Below are 26,114 nucleotides of genomic sequence, written 5' to 3'. Positions count from 1 at the left end.
CGAAAGGAGCACACTATGAACAAAAGTACATTGACATTTGAAGAAATCAAAACGCAGAATTTGGAAAATCTACCAGATAGGATAACCGCTCTGTATTGTCGCTTATCCGCTGAAGACGCTAACGAAGGCGAGAGTAACTCGATTTCTAATCAGAAACAGATCCTCGCTCAAGTGGCTACGCGTGAAAACTTGCCAAATCCATTCTTCTTCGTGGACGATGGTTTCTCAGGTTCGAACGCTCAGCGACCGGACTTTCAGAAGATGATGAACCTAGTTGAGACTGGCAAAATCCAAGCAGTTGTCGTCAAAGATTTAAGCCGTCTCAGCCGAGATTACCTCCTGACTGGGCAACTGACCGAAATCACTTTTCCGTCAAAAAATATCCGCTTCATCTCCTTGAATGAAAATCTGGACAGTAACAAACGCAACAGCCAAGATGCCTACCTCGCACCTCTGGTGTCCCTGTTTAATAACTGGTATTCGCTTCAGTGTAGTGAAAAAATCAAGTTGTCTAAGCACACCAAGGCAAAGACTGGCGAGAAAATCGGCTGGATTGCCCCATACGGCTATCTCAAAAATCCAGAAAATCCCAAGGAGTGGCTGATTGACGATTATGCCAGCCAAATTGTGAAGCGAGTTTTTCGAGAATACCTCGCAGGCAAGCCGCTTTGCCAAATTGCCAGAGGGCTTCGAAGAGACAAGATTTTGACACCCGCCAACTACAAGAAACAGCTGGGGATTTCAAATTATCGAGTTCTTGAAAGTGACCCATTCCACTGGAAAAGTCAGATGATTTGCCAGATGCTCGAGAAAGAGGAGTATACTGGTGCAACAATCAATCTCAAGACTGCAAAAATTTCCTACAAACAACGAGGATGCAAATTGCGACCTCGAGAAGATTGGTTGATTTTTCCAAATACACACGAAGCGATTATTTCGCAGGAGGATTTCGAAATGGCACGCAAAATGCTTGGTCATAAGCGAGTAAAACGCAAGAATCACTGGAAAGATACCGCTGGACACGAAAATCTCTTCGCTGGGTTGGTCTTTTGCGAAAATGGACACAAACTCAGTTTTTGCCCACAACAAAAAGACAACACAAACCTTGACCACTACAAGTGTTATCGCTATCACCGAGCTGGCGACACCTGTTCAGGCTCTCATTACCTTCGCAAAGAAACTCTGGAAGAATTAGTGTTAGGCGACCTTCAGCAACTAATTTCTTCTATTCAATTTAACGAGGAAGAATTGCTCACAAAACTGAAGTCTCGCTTCGACATTCGAGAGAGTAAAAAGCAGGATAGCTTACGCAAACAGTTAAATAAAGCCAAAAAACGTTCGCTGGAGTTAGACACAATTATCCAAAGGCTCTATGAAAAGCAACTGCTGGATGACATTAGCGACGAGCGTTTTCGAAAACTGGCGGATAGCTACGAAAGTGAACAAGCTGAACTCAACCAACAAATTCAGGAATTTCAAGAGGTTCTGATTAGCCAGACCGAATCTGCGGAAAACATTGACAAGTTTATGCGAACTATCCGCCAATACACAAAACTCGAAACTTTAACAACGCAGTTAGTGAATGAGTTAATTGACAAAATTATCATTCACCAACCAACTGGACGTGGCAAAAAACGACAAGTCACTATCGAACTACATTACCGATTTATTGGAGAACTATAAGACAAAACGAGCGAACTAAAACTCGCTCGTAGAATAATAACTAATGGACTGCTCGTTGAGGTGTGGACATTGTATCTTATGTCTACTTTTAATGTTTATTGGGTATTAGGTTATGGAAAAGGCTATGCAAACTGCTAATTTTCATATAGGACAGTGGATAGGTAACGTTCTCCATTGTCAGGGAGAATGGCTAATACCTTTTTACCGGTTCCCAATTCTTTTGCCACTTCAATCGCAGCGTGAATAGCGGCACCAGAAGAAATGCCGACAAGGAAACCTTCCTTTCCTCCGACAGCTCGGCCAGTTGCTAAGGCATCCTCTGATGTGACGCGGATAATATGGTCGTAAGACTGAATATCTAAGGTATCTGGAATGAATCCTGCTGAGATTCCTTGGATTTTATGCGGTCCAGGTGCCTCGCCGGATAAGACAGCTGATTCATCGGCTTCGACAGCGTAGATGCTGATAGCAGGATTAGCCTGTTTAAGGGTACGAGAGACCCCCGTAATGGTGCCACCTGTTCCAATTCCAGAAACGAAAGCATCGAGTCCTGTGGGACCAAAGGCTTCTAGGATTTCTGTACCAGTGGTATCCTCGTGGATTTTTGGATTGGCAGGATTTGAAAATTGCAGTGGCACCCAACCGCCTCGTTCTTCTGCGATTTCATGAGCTTTGGCGATAGCCCCTTTCATTCCTTCGCTTCCTGGAGTTAGAACCAGTTCTGCTCCGTAGGCTTGAATAATTTTACGGCGCTCAATGCTCATGGTATCAGGCATGACGATAATCACCTTGTAACCTTTTGCAGCTCCGACCCAGGACAGTCCAATTCCAGTATTGCCGCTGGTTGGCTCAATAATCGTATCACCCGGTTTAATCCTACCATCTGCTTCGGCTTGCTCAATCATGGCAAGGGCAATCCGGTCTTTCACAGATGACCCAGGGTTGAAAGCCTCTAGTTTTACATAAACATCTGCTGCTCCTTCGGGTACGAGATGATTGAGTTTCACGATAGGGGTATTCCCAACTAATTCAGTAATATTTTGATAAATAGCCATACAGCACCTCCACTTCTTGTTGCTATCAGTATACTCTGGTCGTTAGTATTTGTAAAATATAAAAAACCTATTGTGGTGATAGCTGTTTTTAATGCACAGGAATTTCAACGATACGGGAATCGGCACTGGTAACCTGGATTTTTCCATGGTAAAATTCGGTCAGGCTACTGATAATATCTTGCCTGTCCTTTTTATCGGTGAAAATCATGGTCCGAATATCTGCCAAAAATTCGGTGTCATATTCTTCCAAGTTGTGGGTCATCCGCCATTTAGCAAATTCCTGATACTGGGCGTAGTTCATCGTAATGACCATTCCTTGTTGCTCTTTGACTTCGACCATTCCTAGTTGAGCAATAGCGTGGGCGACAGCACCGGCATATGCCCGAATCAAGCCTCCAGCTCCCAGTTTAATGCCGCCAAAGTAGCGAGTTACGACGGCAGCTACATTGGTCAACTGATTGTTTTCTAGGACTGTGAGCATGGGGACACCGGCAGTTCCAGAAGGCTCTCCGTCATCGGACGAACGCTTTATTTCCATATTTTCACCTAGGATAAAAGCAGAGCAGTTATGGGTGGCGCGGTAATGCTCTTTCTTGATTGTGTTGATGAAATCACGGGCTTCTTCTTCTGAAGCGACTCGCTTTAAATGGCAAATAAAACGAGATTTTTTAATATCTTCTTCTGCGAAACCGTCAGTAGCGATGGTTTTATATTCTTTCATATCATGATTGTACTAAGTTTTTTTGAAGATGACAAGTGTTCTACTCCTAGTAATGACGAATATAATAAGTATGAAGGATCTAACCAATTATTATGGACGCTTGTTTACCCACCACCAACTGACTGACCAAGAGCGCTCGCAGGCTCACAGGCTGGCAAGCCAGACGGTTGACAGGTGCTGTTTCCGTTGCTCAGCGGTATTTGAAGAGAAACATCGACTCCCCAATGGTGCCTTGTATTGTAGAGAATGTATCGTATTCGGACGTGTACGGACAGATGAGGATTTGTACGTTTTTCCACAGCAGGTGTTTTTGCCGCAACAGTCCTTAAAATGGCAAGGGCAGCTGACCGATTGGCAGCAAGAGATTTCAGATGCGTTGCGTCACAATTTTCAAGCACGGCAAGATACCTTGATTCATGCCGTGACAGGTGCTGGAAAGACGGAGATGATCTATCAGGTGGTTGCAGATGTGCTTGATGCAGGTGGCGCTGTCTGTCTAGCTAGTCCACGGATCGATGTTTGTATCGAATTGCATCGGCGATTGCAAGAGGATTTTACCTGTCCTATCAGTCTCTTATACGCCGCAGGTGATTCCTATTTTCGTACGCCCCTAGTGATTGCGACGACCCATCAGTTGCTTAAGTTTTATCGTGCTTTTGACCTGGTCTTGGTCGATGAAGTGGATGCATTTCCTTATGTGGATAACCCCATGCTCTACCGAGCAGTAGAAAATGCTATCAAAAAAGAGGGAGTAGTCCTATTGTTGACTGCTACCTCGACGGATGAACTGGACAAAAAAGTCCGTGCAGGAACCTTGCGCTTGCTCCGCCTATCCCGGCGTTTCCACGGCAACCCCTTAGTCGTTCCACAAAAGGTATGGCTACCTCATTTTGAAGATTCCCTAAGGAAGAACAGGATTGCCTCCAAACTGGTTCACAAGATAGCAGAGCAACAGCAGACAGGCTATCCCTTGCTGATTTTTCTGCCGGAAATTCAAATGGGCCAGCGCTTTGCCCGCCTACTAGCCAACTATTTTCCTAATGGGGCTATCGATTTTGTCTCCAGCCAAACAGAGAATCGCCTTGAAATCGTTGCCCGCTTCCGAAAGAAGGAGAGTAGCATTCTTGTTGCGACAACGATTTTGGAGCGTGGTGTCACCTTCCCTAAAGTGGATGTATTTGTCATCGAAGCCAATCATCCTCTGTTTACTTCATCCTCTTTAATTCAGATTGCTGGGCGAGTAGGCAGAAGCATGGAGCGGCCGACAGGAGAAGTCCTCTTCTTTCAAAACGGGACCAACCGTGCGATTGAACGGGCAATTCGAGATATTCAAGTGATGAATAAGGAGGCAGGTTATGGCAGTATGTCTACTGTGTCAGCAAGCTCTTAAAAAGCGCTTGCTATTTTCAGATATTCTTTTACTAAAGAAGGAAGCAGACGGCGTCTGTAGGGAGTGCAAGGAGCAGTTCCTGCCCATTTCTGACAGGCACTGTCCAACCTGTTTCAAAGAAGGTGAGAAACAGTGTTGTGCCGATTGTGTGTATTGGCAAAAAAAGGGCAGGATGGTTAGTCACGAAAGTCTCTATCGCTATAATGAGCAGATGGCGGACTATATCAGTCGCTACAAATTTCTCGGAGACTATCTCCTGCGCCTGGTATTTGCAGCTGAAGTAAAGAAATATTTTAAAGGTAAAGGGAGCTATACCCTCGTCCCTATTCCGCTCAGTGAGCATAGGATGGAAGAAAGGGGCTTCAATCAAGTGAGCGGTCTACTAACTGCTGCAGGTCTTTCCTTTCAAGAACTCCTTCAAAAAGAAGAGACCAAAAAGCAATCAGAAAAGACGCGGCAGGAACGCCTGTCCCTCCATCAACCTTTTTCCATCAGAGAACAAGCCACTATTCCAGACAAGATTATCATAGTCGATGATATTTATACGACAGGAGCGACCATACAGTTAGCTAGGCAACTGCTGATGAAAGAAGGAGCGAAAACAGTCAAAAGTTTTTCACTCGCCCGTTAGTAAACGCTTGCAAAAGAATGGTGATGTGGTATAATAGTAGTGAACAAAAGCGAAAGCTTAGAAAGAGGTATGTACTATGATTAAATTTAGCATTCGTGGAGAAAATATTGAGGTAACAGAAGCTCTTCGTAGTTATGTCGAAGAAAAAGTGGCTAAGATTGAAAAATATTTCCATGCAGATCAAGAATTAAATGCCAAAGTAAATCTAAAAGTCTACCGTGATAAACGCTCAAAAGTGGAAGTGACGATTCCTCTGGGATCGATTACTCTTCGTGCAGAGGACATTTCTCAGGATATGTATGGGTCCATTGATTTGGTAGTGGATAAGGTTGAACGTCAAATCCGCCGCAATAAGACAAAGATTGAAAAGAAGAATCGTCAGAAAGTATCTACCAGCCAGTTATTCACCGAAGAGTTAGTAGAGCAGGTTGAAGAAGATGTAAAAGTTGTTCGTACCAAACAAGTTGATTTGAAACCGATGGATTTGGAAGAAGCTATTCTACAACTTGACTTGCTAGGGCATGATTTCTTCATCTATACAGACGCTAAGGATTCAACCACAAATGTTATTTACAAACGTGAGGATGGGGATTTAGGCTTGCTAGAAGTTAAAGTTTAAAAATTAGCTCTTCATAAACAAAACACAGACAGAAACAGATTCTCCTGTTATCGGTCTGTGTTTTTTAGCGTTTTTCAGTGGAATGGTCTTTCTAAGCCTTATTAGAATAGATATTTTTCTGAAAGAAAGACAAGAGCAAAAGTCTTATGGCAGCATCTATGCTATAATGAAAGGATAGAGAAAGGGAGTAGATATGAGTCGATTGATGCCAGGGCGGGTTCGTCAAGAAGGAATCTTGCTCTACGAAAGAGGACAAGTAGCAGTCAAGCAGCTAAAAGATAGGCAACTTTTTTTAAAGATTGAAGAAGAGGATTTTTGTTATGCCCTAGAAGAAGGGAGACAGTCTTGTAGTTGTGAGATATTTGCTCAAAAAGGCTACTGCAAGCACCTAGCTGCGGTCGAATACTTTTTGAAAAATGATGTGGAAGGAAGGAGTTTAGAAAAACAGCTTTCCATCGGAAAAAAAGAGCATGAGGAAACGGTGCGCAGGACCTATTTTGGGAGCCAATTCCTAGATGGTATTTTAGAGACCGGTCAGGACCTTCCTGTTCACTATCGTTTAGCGGTTGAAGGGCAGATGATGCTCTTTGACCACAATATTGACTGGACGATAAAGATTCAACGGGGTATCGATTCAAGACACTACATCATTCGTGATATTGGGGCCTTTTTACAGACAGTAAGGGAGGGAGGCTATTATCAGATTGGCAAGCATTATTACGAGCCGATTACCTTTGAGCAGTTTGATGCAGCCAGTCAAGATTTGGTGGTCTTTTTGTGGCGCTTAATTCCGGACAAGAAAGCAGGAGATCTTGAGATACTGGCTCACTATGGGCGGCATTTACGCCTGCCGCTTTCTAATTTTGAAGAGGGGTTAGATATCCTGATGCGATTAGAATCTTTTGAGTTTCACCATGATACGAAGAAGTATAAACATTTACAGCTCCTGCCCTTGGATGCTCATGCGGGCTGCTACTTTTTTGAAGTAGTCGTTCATCAATCCATGATAGAGTTGCGGGTTCAGGAGCAATCTTTTCGGGACTTGTTTAGGGGGCGTTACCTGCTAGTGGATAATCGCCTGTACTATCTAGATAGGAGACAGGAGCGGATACTAGCTAGGCTCAAGACGATTGTTCCAAATGAAGCTGGAGAAAAGGTGGTCCAATTTGATTTCCAAGATCAAGAACGTCTAGCTTTGAGTTTGTTGGAGCTACAGCTAGTAGGCAAGACTAAGGCTCCTAAACGTTTTGCTATTCGAGATTTTCGCCCCCATTTTCACCTTTCATTGCAATCTGATGGTGAGATTGAACTGCGTCTAACCTTGGCGTTTGACAAGAAGCAGGTCACGAGTAAAGAAGAGCTCAGTCTCTTACCTTTTTCTTATCATTTCCAACATTTAATGCAGGTAGAGAAGGCCATCAGGGAAGAAGGGTTTAAAGGAGGGTTTGTTGCCCATCATCCTGAACTTCAGCCTGCAGAATGGTATGGTTTTTTTCGGCAGACCCTACCGAGATTTCGGGCCTTGGGTCAGGTGCGGTTATCGAGCGAGTTAGAAGAAAGGCTGATAGATACTCAGCCGACTATTCGGGTAGAAAAGAGAGGCTCCTTGCTGGATATTTCCTTTGATTTTAAAGAAATTGCTGAGGAAGAAATCGATCAAGCGGTAGCGGCTCTATTGGAAGAAGCGACGCATTTTACCAGTCAGTCAGGGAAGGTCTTGTTCTTTGACGAGGAAACAAGACGACTGAGCCAGACCCTGCGGGACTTGAGGGCTCGTTATCAATCAGAGGGTCACCTATCACTTGGAGGCTTCGCTTCTTATCAACTAGCCCAGACTTGGGCCGGGAAAGACGCCGTTCAATTTTCGGAGGATTTCCAGCAATTAGCCTATGATTTAGCCCATCCGGAATCCTTTGAGTTGCCCCAGCTCCAACTGAAAGCGGACTTACGCGACTACCAGCGCCTGGGGGTAAAATGGCTATCGATGTTGGACCACTATGGTTTTGGCGGTATCTTGGCCGATGATATGGGGCTAGGAAAGACCTTACAAACGATTGCCTTTTTGAGCGGTCGTATGGAAACGGATACGAAGGTCCTCATCCTAGCTCCCTCCAGTTTAATTTACAACTGGCAGAGCGAGTGCCAGACCTTTGCGCCGACTCTGGATGTGGGAGTAGTCTATGGGAGCAGGGAAAAGCGATGGGAACAGATTCACGAGAGGCATCAAATCACCATTACAAGCTATCCTTCTTTTAGACAGGATATTGAGCTATATCGGCAGTATCACTATGACTATCTGATTTTGGATGAAGCACAGGTCATGAAAAATACCCAGAGCAAGATTACCCAACTTTTGAGAGAGTTTGAAGTGGGAAATTGTTTTGCCCTTTCGGGAACGCCGATTGAAAATCATCTGTCAGAATTATGGTCGATCTTCCAAATCGTCTTACCGGGCTTATTACCGAATAGGACAGCATTTGCCAAGCTCTCAGCAGGAGAAGTTGCCCGTATCATCAAGCCTTTCGTCTTGCGTAGAAAGAAAGAAGATGTGCTCGTAGAATTGCCTGATTTATTGGAAACCAATATTTTAAATGAATTGAGTGCCGATCAGAAAAGGATCTATTTAGCCCAGTTGAGGCGAATGCGCTCAACCGTTAGGAAGGCTAGCGATACGGAGATTCAGCGGAGGAAGATGGAAATTTTAGCAGGTATTACTCGGCTACGTCAAATTTGTGATACCCCTAGTCTTTTTATGCCAGACTACAAGGGAGAAAGTGGGAAGTTAGAGAGCTTGCGAGAGCTACTGCTTCAACTAAAAGAAGGGGGTCACCGCGTGCTCATCTTCTCTCAGTTCCGTACTATGTTGGATAGGATTGAGGGAGAATTAGAAGCCATAGGTCTCAGTAGTTATAAATTGACAGGTTCTACCCCAGCCAATCTCCGCCAGGAAATGACAACCGCTTTTAATGCAGGGAGCAAAGATGCCTTCCTTATCTCTCTAAAGGCAGGTGGTGTAGGCCTCAATCTGACAGGAGCAGACAGCGTGATTCTGGTGGATCTCTGGTGGAATCCAGCTGTAGAGGCTCAGGCCATCAGTCGTGCTCATCGTATGGGCCAGACCGAGAAAGTTGAATGTTACCGTCTGATTACCCGTGGCACCATCGAGGAAAAGATTCAGATGTTGCAAGAAAGCAAGAAACATCTAGTGACGACCGTTCTTGATGGCAATGAAAGCCGTGCTACTATGACAGTAGATGACATTCGAGAAATATTGGGTCTCTGATGGAGGTGGGACAGAAACAAGCCGTAAGGAGACAGTCTTTTCGTTCGTTGAGTTCTTTATCAGTTTTCTTATGGCTTTCTTATCGCCTGTATGGGGTGGTTTAAAAAGAAAAAAGATAGTCAAAGTAGGCAAGGTATGGTATAATAGTCGTTTGAAAGGAAGATTGTATGATGAGAATGCAGACAAGATTTCCCTTAGTAGCTGACGATGAGTTAATAGTGGGAGAAAATCCTGATATGAGATTATATGAGGAGGGGGACTTGATTAGTAATATCAAGGGCCCTTATCAGGATAGGGAATTTGGACAAGAGGTAGCCAGTCAAGCTGGTTCACCGTATAGCGGAGAGGAGCGTGGTACAGAAGAAGCCCTGTTACCACCGCTTTTTAAAGCGACTCCAAGCCCCTACTCTCGAAAAGAGCGTTATCAAAAGCCGGTTTCTCAAGGAGTCACTACATCACAGGTTAAAACGCAAGGGCAGTTGGCGCGTGAGACGGCGCGTGAAGATTTGAAGAAAAAGCGCTCAGCCTCTTATCTACATCAGGAACCACCTCGTCACATTCTGCCAGAAAAACATCAGGTAACAGCACCTCTGGTCAAAAAGTCAGTGCCTCAGCTAACAGCTTTGGCAAATCGATTACAACAGACAGATTATATTTTGGCAGATATGCCCGCAGTTTATTCCTTGCAAAAAGAAGACAGAGAGCAGGAAGTGCCTGTCAGAAAAAATTCCTATGATTTTTTAAGGAAAAGTCAAGTGTATAATTACCCAGAGCGCAAGGTGCAACGGGAGCGACGCATGGCACAGGAGTTAAACCTAACACACATGGAAGAGGGATTGGAATGACAAAAAATTACCATTTTATAGGGATCAAGGGCTCAGGAATGAGTGCCTTGGCTTTGATGTTGCATCAAATGGGACACAAGGTTCAAGGAAGTGACGTTGAGAGATACTATTTTACTCAGCGTGGCCTTGAACAAGCAGGGATTGAGATTGTCCCATTTAGCGAAGCGAACATTACTGCTGATGTCGAATTGATAGCGGGAAACGCCTTTCGACCAACGAATAATGTAGAGCTTGCCTATGCAGATGCAACTGGCTTTTCCTATAAACGTTATCATGAGTTTCTTGGTCAGTTCATGCGTGATTTTACCAGTTTTGGAGTAGCAGGAGCACATGGAAAAACTTCAACAACAGGTCTCTTGGCACACGTGATGCGCAATATCACGGATACCAGCTATCTGATTGGGGATGGGACTGGTCGTGGTTCAGAAAATGCCCAGTATTTTGTCTTTGAATCAGATGAATATGAGCGCCATTTCATGCCCTATCATCCAGAATATAGTATTATTACCAATATTGACTTTGACCATCCAGATTACTTTACCAGCCTAGAGGATGTCTTTCATGCCTTTGATGATTATGCCAAACAAGTACAAAAGGGCTTGTTTGTCTATGGTGAAGACGAGCAGTTACGTCGTATTACAGCAACTGCTCCAATCTACTATTACGGTTTTAGCGAGGACAATGACTTTGTAGCCTACGATTTGCGCCCTTCAACGACTGGGTCGCAGTTTAAGGTACGCTATGCTGGACAGGAGCTGGGGGACTTCCAAATTCCGACCTTTGGACGCCATAATATCTTGAATGCGACAGCCGTTATTGCGAATTTGTTTATTGCAGGATTCGATTTGGGCTTGGTGGCAGAACATCTTAGAACCTTTGGAGGAGTAAAGCGCCGCTTTACTGAAAAGATTGTGAATAGTAAGGTGATTATTGATGACTTCGCTCACCATCCAACTGAAATCAGTGCAACGATTGATGCAGCTAGACAAAAATACCCAAGTAAAGAAATCGTGGCGATTTTTCAGCCACATACCTTTACGCGAACCATTGCTCTGCTAGACGAGTTTGCCCTGGCGCTGAGCGATGCGGATGCGGTGTACTTGGCTCCGATTTATGGATCTGCCCGAGAGACCGATAATGGTCAAGTGAAGGTTGAAGATTTGGCGGCTAAGATTACCAAAAAAGGAGGGATTATATCACTTGAAAATACTTCTCCTTTGCTGGATCATGACAAGGCTGTCTATGTTTTTATGGGGGCAGGAGACATTCAGTCCTATGAATACTCATTTGAACGTCTATTATCCAATCTATCGCATAACGTTCAATAGGAAATAGAGGCTGGGACTGACAAGCTCAACCTCTTGTTTATGTGTTTTAGACAATCGTGAGTATCTTTGACGATTCCCTTGAAATAGTCCGGACGGGAATGACTCTCTTTTCGAGTGTTATTCCTCATTGGTGAGTCTGGGGACTTATACTCTTTAAAAATCAAAAGGATACTTCGTCAACTTGCCTTGGTGAACGCTAGTTCTACCTTCGGCTTCGTTTCCTAGTCTACTTTTGATTTTTATTGAGTATTAACAATCCTATCCCAGACCCTAAAACAGTTATTGTCTAGGAGCATTAGGGGAGAAAATATTTTTATAGAGTATTATTTTGCAAGTAGTGAGTGATTGGTCTATTCTATATTTAAAGCTACAACACCATACAATAAAGAGGAGAGATATGGAGATTCGATACGCGAGTTCGACGGATCTTGAGGAGATCAATAGGATTGAGCAGGCTAATTTCAGTCCAGAAGAACAGATTGCAAAAGGAGTCCTAGGCTCTTATTTGGAGCATGAGAAAAAGACCTGTCTCGTCATAGAAGATCACGGTAAAGTAAGTGGCTATATCCTAGCCCTTCCCACAGAGCATGCGACTGTAACAGACGATTTATTTGAAAGACGTGAACCTGTAGCGGGTCCCTTACCATATTTAGCCATCGTCAGTCTTTCTGTGGCAGAAGCCTACCAGGGACAGGGAGTAGGCACCTTGTTATTGGCAGCCATCAAGGAGGTTGCAGTTCAAGGCTCTTACGACGGAATTAGTCTAACCTGTAAAGACTACCTCTTGTCTTACTACGGGATGTATCAATTTGAAAATCTAGGGCTCTCCACTTCTCAGTTTGGGGGCAAAATTTGGTATGATATGTACTGGTCCTGTCCATGATATACCAGCCTGCTTGATTTTGTAGTGCTTTTAGGATATAATGGCTTGTAACTGTTTGAAAGGAGCTTTATAGTGACAAAAGATGCACGTGAAAAGGATGTGCCGTCTTCTGGTTTCCGTGATAAAATTTTACGTGAACTAGAAGGAATCAAAGCCACATCTGCTTCAGAAAAAGCTGATTTTCTCTCTGACACTTCAGAATATCAATGGCTGGAAGGGGATTTGACAGATACGCTAGACCTTCAACGTCCATCATTGACTGAAATGGTTAGCGAAGAAGAACTCTTGGAAGAGACGATTGTCTCGCCTGATATGAATAGGATTTTTGAGGACCCCCAATCAGATATGCGATTAAGACGGAGCCGAAATCGGAAAAAACAAGATACTGTGGCCAAGCGAATTGTAAAATTTGTGATGCTAACAGTCGTCTGTTTGCTAGTGATAACAGGACTTTCAGTCTGCTTTTACATCAAGTCAAGTCTAGAGCCGGTAAATGCTCAGGCTACGGAAATGGTCCAAGTGGAGATTCCAGGTGGGTCTTCTACCAAGGAGATTGCGCAGATTCTCGAAAAACATCATCTAATTAAAAATGCAATGATTTTTAATTATTACTCAAAATTAAAAAGCTATAATAATTTTCAAAGTGGCTTCTACAATTTGAGTCAATCTATGTCTGTAGACCAACTGGCCAAGGCCTTGCAAGAAAGCGGAACGGAAACAGCTCAAGAGCCAATTGCAGGAAAGATATTGGTTGTAGAGGGATACACGATTAAGCAGATTGCTCGAGCGATTACAGACAATGTTCATACATCGGATAAGGAAGATAAGACTCCGTTCACAGAAGCAGCTTTTCTTGAAACTATTCAAAATGAAGCATTTATCAATCGAATGGTGGCAGCCTATCCACAGTTACTGGGTCATTTACCTGCTCCAGACAGTGGTGTCAAGTTCCGCTTAGAAGGTTATTTATTCCCAGCGACCTATGAGTATTCCACAAAGACAACGATGGAAGAACTCATCGAACAGATGCTTGCAGCCATGGATAGCCGCCTGCAGCCTTACTACGCTCAGTTAGAAGCGAAAGGCCTGAATGTCAATCAGCTCTTGACCCTGGCATCGCTCGTTGAGAAAGAAGGGGCAACTGATGAGGACAGGCGCAACATCGCTAGTGTATTTTTCAACCGTCTAAATATTGACATGCCTCTCCAATCAAATATTGCTATTTTATATGCAATGGATAAGTTGGGCGAAAAGACGACCTTGAAAGAAGACACCCTGATTGATACTGGTATTCAATCACCTTATAATATTTATACCAATACTGGCTTGATGCCTGGTCCAGTAGATAGCCCGAGCCTTTCTGCGATTGAAGCAACCTTTGCTCCAAATAAAACAAATTATTATTATTTTGTAGCAGATGTAACGACAGGCGCTGTTTACTTTGCTGAGACAGGTGAAGAGCATAATCAAAACGTTGAAAAATATGTCAACAGTAAAGTAAACAATTAGAGTACTGGCTTAAATAAAATTATGTGGTTTTCCGCATAATTTTGTTTTCATCACAGCAGTTACGATATCATCAACATAAAGGAAGAATAAAAATATGGCAGAAAAAACCTACCCAATGACTATTGAAGAAAAGGAAAAATTGGAAAAAGAATTAGAAGAGTTAAAACTCGTACGTCGTCCGGAGATTGTCGAGCGGATCAAGATTGCGCGTTCATACGGCGATTTGTCAGAGAACTCTGAGTATGAAGCAGCAAAAGATGAGCAAGCCTTTGTCGAAGGGCAAATCTCTATGATTGAGACCAAAATCCGCTATGCAGAAATTGTCAACAGCGATGCTGTGGCGGCAGATGAAGTAGCGATTGGCAAGACAGTGACAATCCAAGAGATTGGTGAGACAGATGAAGAAGTCTATATGATTGTGGGATCGGCAGGGGCAGATGCCTTTGCTAATAAGGTATCAAATGAAAGTCCTATTGGCCAAGCTCTTATCGGTAAGAAAACGGGCGATGTTGTTACTGTTCAGACACCTGTTGGCAGCTATGATGTGAAAATCATCAAGGTAGAAAAAACGAAATAAAGGTCGAGCGTTTTAGAGGCTTTACTAGAGAACTTTAGGGAAGCCGGTACCTCGACTTATACTCAATAAAAATCAAAAGTAGACTAGCTTTCACAATTGAGAATTGTGAAAGGTTGGAAATGAGATTAGCGCCGCTAATTTCCTTATAATCGAAGATGAAGGTAGAACTCTGTTCCATCTTGTTTTAAGGGAACAGGCTGAAAACCTCCACTGGAGCTTTTCACTCGTCAAGATACGAGGACGTAAAACAACTCCTAGACAAAATAGGAAATGCGACGAAGAAGCCTCTGCTTCTAGGAGTATTTATCTTTTTGTCAGTGAGTTGTAGTCCGAGTTCAATTCACCGAGACTCTTGACGACGTATCCTTTTGATTTTTAAAGAGGATTAGGACCGATGTTTCCTGCACCAGCTTTCGTGCTGGTCTTTTTTTATGTCGATTAGTCAATGAAAAAAGCGACCGAAAAATAGGAGGCTGACACAGTGTTCAACTCACCGAGACTCTTGACGACGTATCCTTTTAATTTTTATTGACTATAAGATAAAGTGCTAACAAGCATGATATAGTTGTTTAGTTTACTTTTAGTACTAGGCAACGAGCTGCAGGCTGTACTGGAGTACGGCAAAGCGAGTTAACGAAGTAATAAAAGTTAAACTAAATGAGTATAAAAACCCTGAAGAACAGGGTTTTTGTCTACCTATATGGATATAATGTATTTACCGTGAACGTTGCTTCCCAGCGTTGCGGTTTTTCTTTTTCGATGATGCTGTTGTTATCGCAGTATCTGTCCTCGGTGTTATATCCTTGACACGAGTGCTTGTGTGGATTGGTTTTGGAGGATTTTGTTCAAATTCTTCTGCAATCTGTCTGCGTAGTTTTGGCTTAAGAAAGAAGTTGGTAATGGCTTGTTGGACGATTCCAATCAGTCCGCCGACTACCCAGTAGAGGGTTACACCAGCAGGAGAACTCCATGAGAAGAAAACAATCATGAGCGGGTTCATCAGCATCATTGATTTCATCTGCTGCCTTTGCTCTTCTTCCATGCCGACCTGCATGAGAAGGGATTGGCAGAAATAGAGGATACCAGCTACAGCTGTGAGAATAAGGCTAGACTTGCCAAGCGCAATTCCCATAAAGCTCGCTTCTGCGATGCCTTCTGTATAACGAGCTGCGTAAAAGAGGGCTGAGAAAAATGGCATTTGAATGAGTAGTGGGAGGCATCCCATCCCACCAAACATGCTGACTCCGTACTCTTTTTGAGTAGCAAAGAGTTCTTGTTGGGCAGCTAATTTCTCTTCCTGGGTACTCGCATTTTTCATTCGCTCTTGGATGGGTCCTAGAATCGGTTTGAGATAATGCATTTTCTCAGACTGGTAGGTAGCTTTCCAAGATTGGTAGATTCCAAGTGGCAAGATGAGTAAGCGAACACAAATGGTGACCACGATAATCGCTAACCCAAATCCTAGCCCCTGATTTTCGGCAAAGAATTGAATGACATTTCCCATCGGCTCAACGAGGAGTTTGTAGACCCAGCCTTCTCCAGTTGGGACACCATTTTTGGTCTGAACACAACCAGATAGGAAGAAGAGCATAGATAGGACAAGTCCTGACAACACAATACGGTTTGATTTTTTCACTTTCGCATTTCCTTTTTTACATGATACACCCTATTTTACTTGTTTTGGAGAAAATATACAAGTCTTTAATGCCACTGCTTGACTCGAAAGTCCTTAAAGGTTTCAAAGTTTGCAAGGGATACATCCAGATAGGTTACCTTGGACATTCGAGAGGGTCCCTTGCGAATTTCTTGGATGAATTGACTGAGCTTGGCGGGTTTTTCCGATTGGGCGAGGATGGTCACAGTTCCGTCTGCATTATTCCAGACGCGGCCGTAGATATTGCCGATTTCTATTGCCAGATACTGGACAGCCCAGCGAAAGCCCACTCCTTGTACCCGACCAGAGGCAATCATTTTTACTTTTTGCATGCGTTTCTCCTTTTGACAAGACCTTTACTTTATTATATCATTGTTGATAGTGAAAGAAAATGGGGAATTGTATGGAAGTGATTCGTTCCAAGTCCAACCGACTGATTAAGGAAACAAAAAAACTGCACCAAAAGAAGTATCGCAAGCACTCCTATTTGATTGAGGGCTGGCATTTATTTGAAGAGGCTTGTCAGGCACATGCTACCATCGAGCGGGTCTTTGTTACAGAGGAAGCCTATCCAAAGGTGATAGGAGATTTTCCTGTGACGGTCGTTAGTTCTGAAATCATACAGGAGTTAGCAGATAGCCAGACACCGCAGGGGGTTGTTGCACAAGTCGCCCTCCCAAAGACTGAGATGCCAGAAGAGTTTGGAGGAAAATACTTGGTCCTAGAAGATATCCAGGACCCAGGAAACCTTGGGACAATGGTGCGGACAGCAGATGCGGCAGGCTATGATGCAGTCTTTCTATCAGATAAATCTGCGGATATCTACAGCTTAAAGACACTGCGGTCTATGCAGGGGAGTCATTTTCATCTACCCATTTATCGAGTCGCTATAGAGGAGCTACTCGCTCAATTCAAAAACCAAGGGGTACAGATACTGGCAACCACTTTATCGAAAGATTCTATTGACTATAAGGCAGTTACTGCGGTAGCATCATTTGCTATTATTATGGGGAATGAAGGACAGGGAATTTCAACAGTAGTCGAAGGTCAGGCAGACACCTTACTTCATATTAGCATGCCAGGCCAGGCAGAGAGCTTGAATGTGGCGGTGGCTGCGGGTATTCTTCTTTTTAGCTTTATTTAAGCTAGAAGCTATAATGTATGGTATAATAGAAAACGAGGTGATAGAATGACACCCTATACAGAAGATGAAGAGTATATGGCCTATGTCGGGCATTTAATAGAAAAGCCCAAGGTACAGAAACTCAAGACAATCCCTCATCATTATTATTCGACCCGTTTGGAACACTCCATCAATGTATCCTATACCAGTTATAAAATTGCAAAGAGACTAGGATGGGATGCCAAGTCAACAGCGCGCGGTGGTCTTTTGCATGATTTATTTTATTACGATTGGCGTGAGACCAAATTTAAAAAGAGTCATGCCTGGGTTCATCCACGGATTGCAAAGCGCAATGCTGAGAAATTGACTGATTTGAACAAGGTGGAAGAAGATATCATTGTTAAGCACATGTTTGGTGCGACGATTGCCCCACCGCGTTACAAGGAAGCCTGGATTGTGACCTGTGTCGATAAGTATTGGGCCATAAAAGAGGCAACGCTTCCCTTACAAAAAATGTGGAAACAGCGCCGCTTTCATGGTTATTAAATCGTTATTCATTAGAGGAGGATTAGGATGAATCAAGAACCACATATTATAACTCAAGTGGATCATACCGCTTTGAATCGTTTCTTTGGCAAAATTTATGGCTTTGTCGCAGCAGGGATAGGGATTTCCGCTCTGGTAGCCTACCTGTCTATGACCGCTTTTAGAACCTTTACCATCAATCTCTTGCTAGGAGGGTCGTTTGTCATCTGGCTGCTGATGATAGTTGAAATTGGTCTCGTCTTTGCAGCTTCTCGTATGGCGGCTCAAAATAGCCCCTTGGCCTTGCCAATGTTTCTAGCTTATTCGGTGATGAATGGCTTTACACTGAGTATCGTGCTACTCGCCTATACAGGTGAAACCATTACAACAGCCTTTCTAACAGCCGCCTTGATGTTTGCGATAATGGCTGTGATTGGCTTGACAACGAAGAGAAATCTTTCAGGTATGGGGCAGGCACTCTATGCAGCCCTGTTTGGAGTGATTATCGCCAGTGTTGTCAATCTCTTTCTTGCAAGCTCGGGTATGAGTTTTATCATTTCCATCATTTCAGTTTTGATTTTCTCAGGTTTAATCGCTTATGACAATCAACGTATCCGCTATATCTTTGAAGAGACCAATGGCGAGGTCGGTCAAGGTTGGGTTATCTCTATGGCTTTGTCCCTCTATCTGGACTTTATTAACCTTTTCTTGAACCTATTGCGCATCTTTGGTTCGCGGGATTAGGAAGAAAGGCATTATTTTAGATAGGGAAAGATTGCTAGGGCAATCTCAGATTGAAGAAAAAGTCCATTTCGGCTCATTTTCTTCAATCTTTTTCTTTTGCCAAAAATACCGCTATCTCAGTATTTTTAAGAGCTACTTCAGATAAGGTTCACACTCTGAATTTGCTATTTTTCGACAGTTTAGAAGTTTGTCTACCTTCTCAGATTGCTAGGGCAATCTTTTTTCGTATCCTTCCCCCCAAAGTCCTCCTTGTGACATTCCACTTGTTTTTATAAAGTCCCAAGAAACCTTCCACTTTTTTTCAATAAAAATTGAAATCGTTTTCTATTTTGTGGTATACTATACCTATAGAACAGATGAGGAGGATTATCCATGGCAGTTAAAGATTTTATGACGCGAAAGGTTGTCTATATTTCACCGGATACGACGATTGCACATGCAGCGGAATTGATGCGTGAGCAAGAGATTCATCGCTTACCTGTCATTGAAAATGATCGCTTAGTGGGTCTTGTGACAGAAGGAACGATTGCAGAGGCAAGCCCTTCAAAGGCGACCAGTCTATCCATTTATGAGATGAATTACCTATTGAATAAAACAAAGGTCCGTGACGTGATGATTCGTGATGTCATCACCGTATCTAAATTTGCAAGTTTAGAAGATGCGGTTTATCTGATGTATAAGAACAAGGTTGGCATTTTGCCTGTTGTAGATAATGACCAAATGGCAGGAGTTATTACAGATCGTGATGTGTTTGCAGCTTTCTTACACGTATCTGGCTACGGAGAAGCAGGGGTTCGTGTGCGCTTCTTGGTAGAAAATAAGGCAGGAGAGCTTGAAAAGATTATCAGACTGATTTCAGACCAAGGTTATAATATTGTCAGTACTGTTCAGATTGCGGATAAGTCAGGAAACGTGGTCATTGAAGTCCAGATTGACGGCAAGGTGGACATCCAGCAGGTAGCCTTGATTTTTGAACAGGCCGGTATCAAGGTGGACAGCATGATGCCAACTCAGACGAAAAAAATATAAAAAGAGCAAGCTGCTCTTTTTATGTTGGGTGAATCTGATGTTACTGCTCAAACTAGGAAGCTATCCCAAGGCTGCGTCAATAGCCTTGTGGAGGTTATTGAATACTCTTTAAAAATCAAAAGGATACGTTGTCAAGAGTCTCGGTGAATTGAACACGCCCTAAACTCTGTGCGAAAAAGATAAATACTCCTAGAAACTCCAGTTTCTTCGTCGTATTTCCTATTTTCGCTTTGAGTTTTTCACGGGCTTTGTATCTTATGTAACTGAGTTCGGACTAAAAATGTGAGAAAAAAGATAGGCAGCTGTTTCGGCTTTAGCCGATTACAGATGAGAATCCCTTGGGGATAGGCAGCTGTTTCGGCTTTAGCCGATTACAGATGAGAATCCCTTTGGGATAGCAATAGTCAGGGGATTTCAACAGTTCGGGGAACTGTTGAAACTGGTCACCTATAAATACGAAAGTGACCACGGAAGCCCGAGCCTGAAAACGAAAGAGCGAGGTTAGCGGTTGTCGGAGTCATCTGCTTCGATTTCCTATTTTTCATTCGCTTTTTACACGCCCTTTGTATCTTGTTAGAGAGTAGACGAGGAAAGAACCCCACTCACAGTTGATGGTGAGTGGGGTCAAAGTCATTGTTTAAAGGGTTGTTTGTTGCTGTCCAGTGTAAAGCCTTCTCCCAGGACCTCATGGGCATCGGTAATGGTGATAAAGGCATGGGGATCGATGCGATGGATCAGGTCTTTCATTTCTTGGAGCTGGCCTTTGTAGATAACGGAGTAAACTAGGTCGATTTCTTTTTTACTATAAAAGCCTTGGGCCTTGATAAGGGTGATGCCACGTTCGATATTTTCATCGATAGCTTGAGCCAGCTCTTGTGATTTTTCAGAGACAATCATGACGCCCTTGCTACCGTAGTTCCCATCGCTAATAAAATCAATGACACGGGAGACGATGGTGACCATCATTAAGGTATAGAGGACGCTGCGGAGATCGTGAAAGACCAAGATGGTCAGCACCAGCACTAGGATATCGATTGACAAAATAATCTGTCCAATGGTGAAAGAGGTGTACTTGTGGCCGATTCGAGCAAGAATATCACTTCCTCCTGTCGTGCCACCAGCCTTGAAGATTATTCCAAGACCTGCTCCTAGCAGGATGCCACCCAGGATAGATACTAGGACTAAATCTCCTTCCAAGGGAATATGAATCGGAATGCGCTCAAAGAGAGCTAACCAGGTAGTTACGCCTAGAGTACCTACGATACTATAATAGAGCGTTTGCTTTCCTAAAATTTTCCATCCGAGGAGAAATAGAGGAATGTTGATCAGGATATTCATCAACCACGGCTGAATACGAAACAGATAATAAATAATCAGATTGATTCCTGTTGCACCCCCCTCATAGAGATGGTTGGGGATAATCAAGTAGTTGAGCCCAAAGGCAAATAGCCCTGCACCTAGTATAATAAAAAAAAGATTCTTAAATCGTAGCACTCCACTACCCCTTTCGGTTTATCTACTTCCATTCTAACAGATTAAAAGGGCTTACACAAGATAAATGCAAGATAGGAAGCCAAGACAAAATAAAAAGTGCTTTTTCTTGGCTTTTTTGGTAGAATAAAAGAAGTTGTGTTCAAGGGAAATGACGATACTTTTCAAAAGTGAATCAGAATGATAGGGGATCTGTATGACAAAAGGAATATTTATCACGTTGGAAGGACCAGACGGAGCAGGAAAGACGACCGTTTTACAAAGGTTGGTTCCGCGCCTAGAAGCACTAGGAAAGCAGGTTACTACGACCCGTGAACCGGGAGGTGTGGCGATTGCAGAGGACATTCGCTCTGTGATCTTGGACCCTCAAAATACAGCCATGGATGATAAGACAGAGTTGTTGCTGTATATTGCAGCACGACGTCAGCATTTACAAGAACGCATTTTACCAGCCTTAGAAAGTGGACAGCTACTCTTGGTTGATCGCTTTATCGATTCCTCAGTTGCGTATCAAGGCTTTGGTAGGGGCTTGGATACCGAAGCGATTGGCTGGTTAAATCAGTATGTCACAGATGGGCTCAAGCCAGATTTGACACTCTATTTTGATATTGATGTAAAAGAAGGACTGGCACGGATTTCTCGCAATAGCACTCGTGATATTGACAGACTCGATATGGAGACCCTAGAGATGCATGAGCGTGTGAGAACTGGCTATTTGGCAATTTTGGAGAAGGAGTCAGACCGTATTGTCAAAATCGATGCCTCTCAGTCGTTGGAGGAGGTTGTAGAAGCAGCCTTTACTGTCATCTATGACCGCTTTTTAAAAAATAAAACATGAAAAAAGAAGAATTACAGGGCTTACAGCCCCCTATCTATCAGTTGTTCCAGACTGTTTTGCAGCAAGGGCGTTTGGCACATGCCTACCTTTTTTCAGGTAATTTTGCCAGTTTTGAAATGGCCATCTTTCTGAGTCAGGCGATTTTTTGTGACAATAAGGTGGCAGGTATTCCTTGTGGACAGTGTCGCGCCTGTCGCTTGATTGAGCAGGGAGAATTTACGGATGTGAATGTTATCAGTCCCCAAGGGAATACTATTAAAACAGAGACCATCCGTGACCTGGTGAAACAGTTTTCTCAGTCGGGGTTTGAAGCGAACCAGCAGGTCTTTATCATTCGAGACGCGGAGAAGATGCACCCAAATGCAGCGAATTCACTGTTGAAGGTCATTGAAGAACCTCAGAGCGATACCCGCATCTTTCTACTGACCAATCAGGAACAAGAGGTATTGGCAACGATTAAAAGTCGGGTTCAGATGGTGGACTTCCCCAAAAATATACACATTTTAGAGCGATTGCTGGAAGAAAGAGGCTTAGTGAAAACCCAGGCTCAGCTACTTGCTCGCCTTGCGACCACTATTGAAGAAGCTGAGCAACTAGCTGGTCAGAAATCTTTTTTAGAATTGATGGCGGTGGCAAAAAGGTGGATCGAGGTGCTGTTAACACAACCCAACAAGGCCTATTTACAAGTGGGCCGCTTGATTCGTTTGGTGGATGAAAAGTCAGATCAAGCACGTCTGTTTCATTTGCTCACCCTGTTGTTAGCAGAGCAGATGGCAAATCCGCTAATATTGACCTACTTGGAGAATCTACAGCTTGCTCAGCTACAATGGCGGAGTCATGTTAGTCTACAAAATGCCTTAGAATACTGGTTGTTATCAACAGAAAAACAAGTGAAAGGATAGGAGATGGACAAGAAAGAGATTTTTGATGCCTTGGATGGTTTTTCCCAAAATCTGCTCGTCACTCTTGCAGAAGTAGAGGCAATCAAGAAACATCTACGCGGTGTTATTGAAGAAAATACCGATTTGCGCTTGGAAAATTCCAAACTGAGGGAGCGTTTGGAAAAAGATGACCGAGAGCAGAGTCGGACGGCTAATTTTGGAAAGGAAAACTTGGAGAATATCTACGAAGATGGCTTTCACATCTGTACCTTTTCCTACGGACAACGTAGGGACAATGATGAGCCATGTATGTTTTGTTTAGAACTATTGAATAGAGAGTAAGCATGCAGATTCAAAAATCAGTAAAACATTCCCTGCCCTATGGTACCTTGTATCTAGTAGCCACACCGATAGGGAATCTTCAAGATATGACCTTTCGGGCGATTGAAACCTTGCAAGCGGTGGATGTCATCGCAGCAGAAGATACACGTAATACAGGACTTTTGCTCAAACATTTCGAGATTGAAACGCGCCAGATGTCTTTTCATGAGCATAACGCTCATGAGAAAATTCCTCTTTTGCTAGACATGTTGCGCTCTGGGCAGTCTATTGCCCAAGTCTCAGATGCAGGGCTTCCGAGTATCTCAGATCCTGGACATGATTTGGTGAAGGCTGCGATTGCAGAAAACCTTCCAGTCGTTGCCTTGCCGGGAGCCTCTGCAGGGATTACGGCTTTGATTGCTTCGGGTTTAGCACCGCAACCACATATTTTTTACGGATTTTTACCTCGGAAGTCGGGGCAACAAAAGGCCTTTTTTGAGGAAAAAAAGACCTATCCTGAAACGCAGATTTTCTATGAATCCCCCCATCGGGTCACAGCAACACTGGAAAATATGCAGGCTATTTATGGAGACCGTTCTGTTGTTGTCGTGCGGGAATTGACAAAATTGTATGAAGAATACCGGCGTGGACAGATTAGCGAAATCCTTCCTTCTATTGCGGAGAATCCCTTGAAAGGCGAATGCTTAATCATTGTATCAGGTTATGACGGAAAAGCAATAGGGGAATCCCCCGAGATCGATTTGGTAGCAGCAGTAGAGAGCTTGATTGCTGGTGGCTCAAAGCCCAATCAGGCCATCAAAGAAGTTGCGAAACGCTATCAACTCAGAAAACAGGAAGTATATGATAAATATCATGGACTGGAGAAATAGATTTCCCAGTCTTTTATCTATCCATTAAGGGATGGTCTGAGGCTCCTTTTCGCACAGAGTTTAGGGCGTGTTCAATTCACCGAGACTTTTGACAACGTATCCTTTTGATTGTTAAAGAGTATTAGACTGCTATCAAAAATGAACTAGCTGGTACTGGCTGTAGAACAGCGCTCCATCCTATTTTTGGCTTCCAATCAGGATAGGTCTTGCCTGAGGCTATGGTTGATTTTCGCAGGGTATCCATTCGTTTGCTCTTCCTGTTTACTGGGCAGGAGGAGCCGTTATATATCTTCCGTAATAGAGGGGAGCGGATAAAATCCGAATGAATCTACTGGATAAGAAAAAAAGATAGAGTTGTCTGAAAATTTGTGATATAATAAACAAAATCTTTTTAATTTGGAGGGATAGGATGACAATCTATAATTTTTCTGCAGGACCTGCAGTATTGCCAAAACCCGTTTTAGAAAAAGCCCAGGCTGAATTTCTGGATTACAATGGCTCAGGCATGAGTGTATTAGAGATGTCGCATCGTTCCAAAGAGTTCGATGAAATTATAAAAGGTGCTGAGGCGACCTTACGCGAGCTAATGGCTATTCCAGACAATTATAAGGTTTTGTTCTTGCAAGGTGGGGCATCGCTTGAGTTTACCATGATTCCGCTTAATTTTGCAAAAGGCAAGAAGGCCTACTATCTAGTGGGTGGTTCATGGGGGAAAAAAGCCTATACAGAAGCTGTCAAGCTCTCAAAAACGATTGCCTTTGAGCCGATTTTGCTAGGGTCAACAGAAGAAATAACCTATAGAGAATTACCGAGCTTTGATAAGAGCTTAATCGACCCTGAGGCAGCCTATGTGCATCTGACCACGAATAATACCATTGAAGGGACAGCTGTTTATAGGATTCCAGATACCAATGGTGTTCCTGTTATTGCAGATATGTCGTCTAATATTTTAGCGGCTCGCTACAATGTAGAGGACTTTGCCATGATTTATGCTGGTGCCCAAAAAAATATTGGACCTGCTGGTGTGACGGTCGTGATTGTTCGGGAGGATTTCTTAAATGATACTCCAGTCTTATCCAGTATGTTAGATTACCGCATTCAGGCTGAGAATGAGTCGCTTTATAATACACCTCCTGCTTATTCTATTTACATTGCCAAACTAGTTTTTGACTGGGTCAAGGACATCGGTGGGGTTGATGAAATGGAGAAGCGCAATCGCGAAAAATCAGGCCTTTTGTATCATTATATCGATCAGTCGGATTTTTATAGCAATCCAGTTAGCAAGGTGGAAGAGCGCTCAGTAGCCAATATCCCTTTTGTATCTCCGACGCCAGAATTGGATGCAAAATTTGTCAAGGAAGCGACTGCAGCAGGCTTTAAAAACATCAAAGGGCATCGTTCAGTCGGTGGGATGCGGGCGAGTCTTTACAATGCCTTTCCGTATCAAGGAGTGGTTGATCTGATTGCCTTTATGAAGGCTTTTGAAGAGGAGAATGCCTAATGGAAATTCGACTTGCTCACCCCAACGAAGTGAAGGCGATTACTCAGATTTTTGAAGATGCACGGGCTTTTTTAGCCCAATCAGGTAGTAATCAGTGGCAGGGAAGTTACCCGAGTCCAGAGGACATCTTTGATGATATTCTATCAGGTCGTGGCTATGTTGCGATTGTCAAGGGGCAGGTGGCAGCCTATGCGGCAGTTCAAACTGGGAATGAGGCGGCCTATAACGGAATATATGATGGCAAGTGGCTACATAACCATTTTATCTATACTACTTTTCATCGTGTAGCCGTTAGTGAGAAGTTTCGTGGCCAGCAAGTGATTCAGACCTTTTTACAAGGTTTAATTGAGGGGCAAAAAGGTCCAGATTTTCGATGTGATACCCATGAGAAAAACCTAGTGATGCAGCATATCCTGGAAAAATTGGGCTTTGTTTACTGCGGAAAAGTACCGATTGACGGGGAACGCTTGGCCTATCAGAAGATAAAGGCTAAGAACGAAACGAGTCTTTACCAAGAAATTGCAGAAGATGACCGCTGGATGCTGGGCAGAAATGATTAAATAGAAGAATAGAAAGAAGGAGAAGGGATGGAC

25 protein-coding genes are annotated in these 26,114 nt (G+C 43.4%); 20 read left to right on the top strand and 5 right to left on the bottom strand.

The annotated features are described in order from the left end of the window. Window positions 1–30: 30 nt before the first annotated feature. Window positions 31–1,683: a recombinase family protein gene (locus BVE84_RS02255; RefSeq protein WP_228062149.1), complete on the top strand. Its 1,653-nt coding sequence runs from the start codon at window positions 31–33 to the stop codon at window positions 1,681–1,683. A 134-nt stretch (window positions 1,684–1,817) separates the two neighbouring features. Here BVE84_RS02255 and cysK read toward each other — a convergent pair whose 3' ends face one another. Beyond that, a complete protein-coding gene (gene cysK / locus BVE84_RS02250) occupies window positions 1,818–2,738 on the bottom strand; it encodes a cysteine synthase A (RefSeq protein ID WP_076995458.1) in 921 nt (306 codons plus the stop codon). 88 nt (window positions 2,739–2,826) lie between these two features. Further along, on the bottom strand, window positions 2,827–3,459 hold the full coding sequence (locus BVE84_RS02245) for a YigZ family protein (RefSeq protein WP_076995457.1): 633 nt from the start codon (window positions 3,457–3,459) through the stop codon (window positions 2,827–2,829). 70 nt (window positions 3,460–3,529) lie between these two features. Between BVE84_RS02245 and BVE84_RS02240 the strand changes: the two genes are divergently transcribed. The 9 genes from BVE84_RS02240 (at window position 3,530) to greA (ending at window position 14,524) form a co-directional block, all read left to right on the top strand. Then, window positions 3,530–4,849 carry an ATP-dependent helicase ComFA gene (locus tag BVE84_RS02240; protein WP_076995456.1) on the top strand — a complete coding sequence of 440 codons (1,320 nt, stop codon included), beginning with the start codon at window positions 3,530–3,532 and terminating at the stop codon, window positions 4,847–4,849. Further along, entirely contained in the window at window positions 4,815–5,480 is a 666-nt protein-coding gene (locus BVE84_RS02235) for a ComF family protein (protein WP_076995455.1), read from the top strand. Before BVE84_RS02240 ends, BVE84_RS02235 begins: the two co-directional genes overlap by 35 nt. Before the next feature lie 76 nt (window positions 5,481–5,556). Next, window positions 5,557–6,099 (top strand): ribosome hibernation-promoting factor, HPF/YfiA family, encoded by a 543-nt coding sequence (hpf, locus tag BVE84_RS02230; RefSeq protein ID WP_076995454.1) that lies wholly within the window; start codon window positions 5,557–5,559, stop codon window positions 6,097–6,099. A 193-nt stretch (window positions 6,100–6,292) separates the two neighbouring features. Beyond that, on the top strand, window positions 6,293–9,382 hold the full coding sequence (locus tag BVE84_RS02225) for a pilus expression-regulating Snf2 family helicase (protein ID WP_076995453.1): 3,090 nt from the start codon (window positions 6,293–6,295) through the stop codon (window positions 9,380–9,382). A 167-nt stretch (window positions 9,383–9,549) separates the two neighbouring features. After that, window positions 9,550–10,227, top strand: coding sequence for a divisome accessory protein ZapJ (gene zapJ / locus BVE84_RS02220; protein WP_076995452.1), 678 nt, complete (start codon window positions 9,550–9,552; stop codon window positions 10,225–10,227). Beyond that, complete coding sequence (gene murC, locus BVE84_RS02215; protein ID WP_076995451.1) at window positions 10,224–11,555, top strand: UDP-N-acetylmuramate--L-alanine ligase; 1,332 nt, start codon at window positions 10,224–10,226, stop codon at window positions 11,553–11,555. The genes zapJ and murC overlap by 4 nt, the downstream gene beginning before the upstream one ends. 397 nt (window positions 11,556–11,952) lie before the next feature. Continuing rightward, window positions 11,953–12,438 (top strand): GNAT family N-acetyltransferase, encoded by a 486-nt coding sequence (locus tag BVE84_RS02210; protein ID WP_076995450.1) that lies wholly within the window; start codon window positions 11,953–11,955, stop codon window positions 12,436–12,438. A 51-nt stretch (window positions 12,439–12,489) separates the two neighbouring features. Then, window positions 12,490–13,947 carry an endolytic transglycosylase MltG gene (gene mltG / locus BVE84_RS02205; RefSeq protein ID WP_083708187.1) on the top strand — a complete coding sequence of 486 codons (1,458 nt, stop codon included), beginning with the start codon at window positions 12,490–12,492 and terminating at the stop codon, window positions 13,945–13,947. 94 nt (window positions 13,948–14,041) lie between these two features. Next, window positions 14,042–14,524 (top strand): transcription elongation factor GreA, encoded by a 483-nt coding sequence (greA, locus tag BVE84_RS02200; protein WP_076995449.1) that lies wholly within the window; start codon window positions 14,042–14,044, stop codon window positions 14,522–14,524. Between the two features lie 715 nt (window positions 14,525–15,239). On the opposite strand, the gene yidC is transcribed toward greA, so the two are convergent. Together yidC and BVE84_RS02190 are read right to left on the bottom strand one after the other, a co-directional pair. Then, window positions 15,240–16,160 (bottom strand): membrane protein insertase YidC, encoded by a 921-nt coding sequence (gene yidC / locus BVE84_RS02195; RefSeq protein ID WP_076995448.1) that lies wholly within the window; start codon window positions 16,158–16,160, stop codon window positions 15,240–15,242. Window positions 16,161–16,225: 65 nt separating this feature from the next. Then, window positions 16,226–16,510 carry an acylphosphatase gene (locus BVE84_RS02190; protein ID WP_076995447.1) on the bottom strand — a complete coding sequence of 95 codons (285 nt, stop codon included), beginning with the start codon at window positions 16,508–16,510 and terminating at the stop codon, window positions 16,226–16,228. A gap of 71 nt (window positions 16,511–16,581) precedes the next feature. On the opposite strand from BVE84_RS02190, the gene BVE84_RS02185 reads away from it, so the two are divergent. From BVE84_RS02185 to BVE84_RS02170, 4 genes are all read left to right on the top strand, one after another. After that, window positions 16,582–17,322, top strand: coding sequence for a TrmH family RNA methyltransferase (locus tag BVE84_RS02185; RefSeq protein WP_076995446.1), 741 nt, complete (start codon window positions 16,582–16,584; stop codon window positions 17,320–17,322). 45 nt (window positions 17,323–17,367) lie between these two features. Next, window positions 17,368–17,847, top strand: a complete 480-nt coding sequence (locus tag BVE84_RS02180; protein WP_076995445.1) for an HD domain-containing protein — start codon at window positions 17,368–17,370, stop codon at window positions 17,845–17,847. 27 nt (window positions 17,848–17,874) lie between these two features. Then, window positions 17,875–18,570: a Bax inhibitor-1/YccA family protein gene (locus BVE84_RS02175; RefSeq protein ID WP_076995444.1), complete on the top strand. Its 696-nt coding sequence runs from the start codon at window positions 17,875–17,877 to the stop codon at window positions 18,568–18,570. Window positions 18,571–18,942: 372 nt separating this feature from the next. Beyond that, on the top strand, window positions 18,943–19,599 hold the full coding sequence (locus BVE84_RS02170; protein ID WP_076995443.1) for a CBS domain-containing protein: 657 nt from the start codon (window positions 18,943–18,945) through the stop codon (window positions 19,597–19,599). A gap of 630 nt (window positions 19,600–20,229) precedes the next feature. Here BVE84_RS02170 and BVE84_RS02165 read toward each other — a convergent pair. Beyond that, on the bottom strand, window positions 20,230–21,093 hold the full coding sequence (locus BVE84_RS02165; RefSeq protein WP_076995442.1) for a YitT family protein: 864 nt from the start codon (window positions 21,091–21,093) through the stop codon (window positions 20,230–20,232). A 193-nt stretch (window positions 21,094–21,286) separates the two neighbouring features. Between BVE84_RS02165 and tmk the strand changes: the two genes are divergently transcribed. From tmk to BVE84_RS02135, 6 genes are all read left to right on the top strand, one after another. Next, window positions 21,287–21,928 carry a dTMP kinase gene (gene tmk / locus BVE84_RS02160; protein WP_076995441.1) on the top strand — a complete coding sequence of 214 codons (642 nt, stop codon included), beginning with the start codon at window positions 21,287–21,289 and terminating at the stop codon, window positions 21,926–21,928. Continuing rightward, window positions 21,925–22,830 carry a DNA polymerase III subunit delta' gene (locus tag BVE84_RS02155; RefSeq protein ID WP_076995440.1) on the top strand — a complete coding sequence of 302 codons (906 nt, stop codon included), beginning with the start codon at window positions 21,925–21,927 and terminating at the stop codon, window positions 22,828–22,830. The genes tmk and BVE84_RS02155 overlap by 4 nt, the downstream gene beginning before the upstream one ends. Before the next feature lie 3 nt (window positions 22,831–22,833). Then, window positions 22,834–23,151: a DNA replication initiation control protein YabA gene (yabA, locus tag BVE84_RS02150; RefSeq protein ID WP_076995439.1), complete on the top strand. Its 318-nt coding sequence runs from the start codon at window positions 22,834–22,836 to the stop codon at window positions 23,149–23,151. 2 nt (window positions 23,152–23,153) lie between these two features. Next, window positions 23,154–24,020 (top strand): 16S rRNA (cytidine(1402)-2'-O)-methyltransferase, encoded by an 867-nt coding sequence (rsmI, locus tag BVE84_RS02145; RefSeq protein WP_076995438.1) that lies wholly within the window; start codon window positions 23,154–23,156, stop codon window positions 24,018–24,020. 409 nt (window positions 24,021–24,429) lie between these two features. Next, a complete protein-coding gene (gene serC / locus BVE84_RS02140; protein WP_076995437.1) occupies window positions 24,430–25,521 on the top strand; it encodes a 3-phosphoserine/phosphohydroxythreonine transaminase in 1,092 nt (363 codons plus the stop codon). Beyond that, the gene (locus BVE84_RS02135) at window positions 25,521–26,081 is read left to right on the top strand and encodes a GNAT family N-acetyltransferase (protein ID WP_076995436.1); all 561 of its coding nucleotides are present in this window, start codon (window positions 25,521–25,523) and stop codon (window positions 26,079–26,081) included. Before serC ends, BVE84_RS02135 begins: the two co-directional genes overlap by 1 nt. Window positions 26,082–26,114 lie beyond the last annotated feature (33 nt).

This window comes from Streptococcus azizii, from assembly GCF_001984715.1.
In the GTDB taxonomy this organism is placed as follows: Bacteria; Bacillota; Bacilli; order Lactobacillales; family Streptococcaceae; genus Streptococcus; species Streptococcus azizii.
The sequence above is the reverse complement of the archived record's forward strand: the minus strand, read 5'-3'. Positions and strand labels throughout refer to the sequence as shown.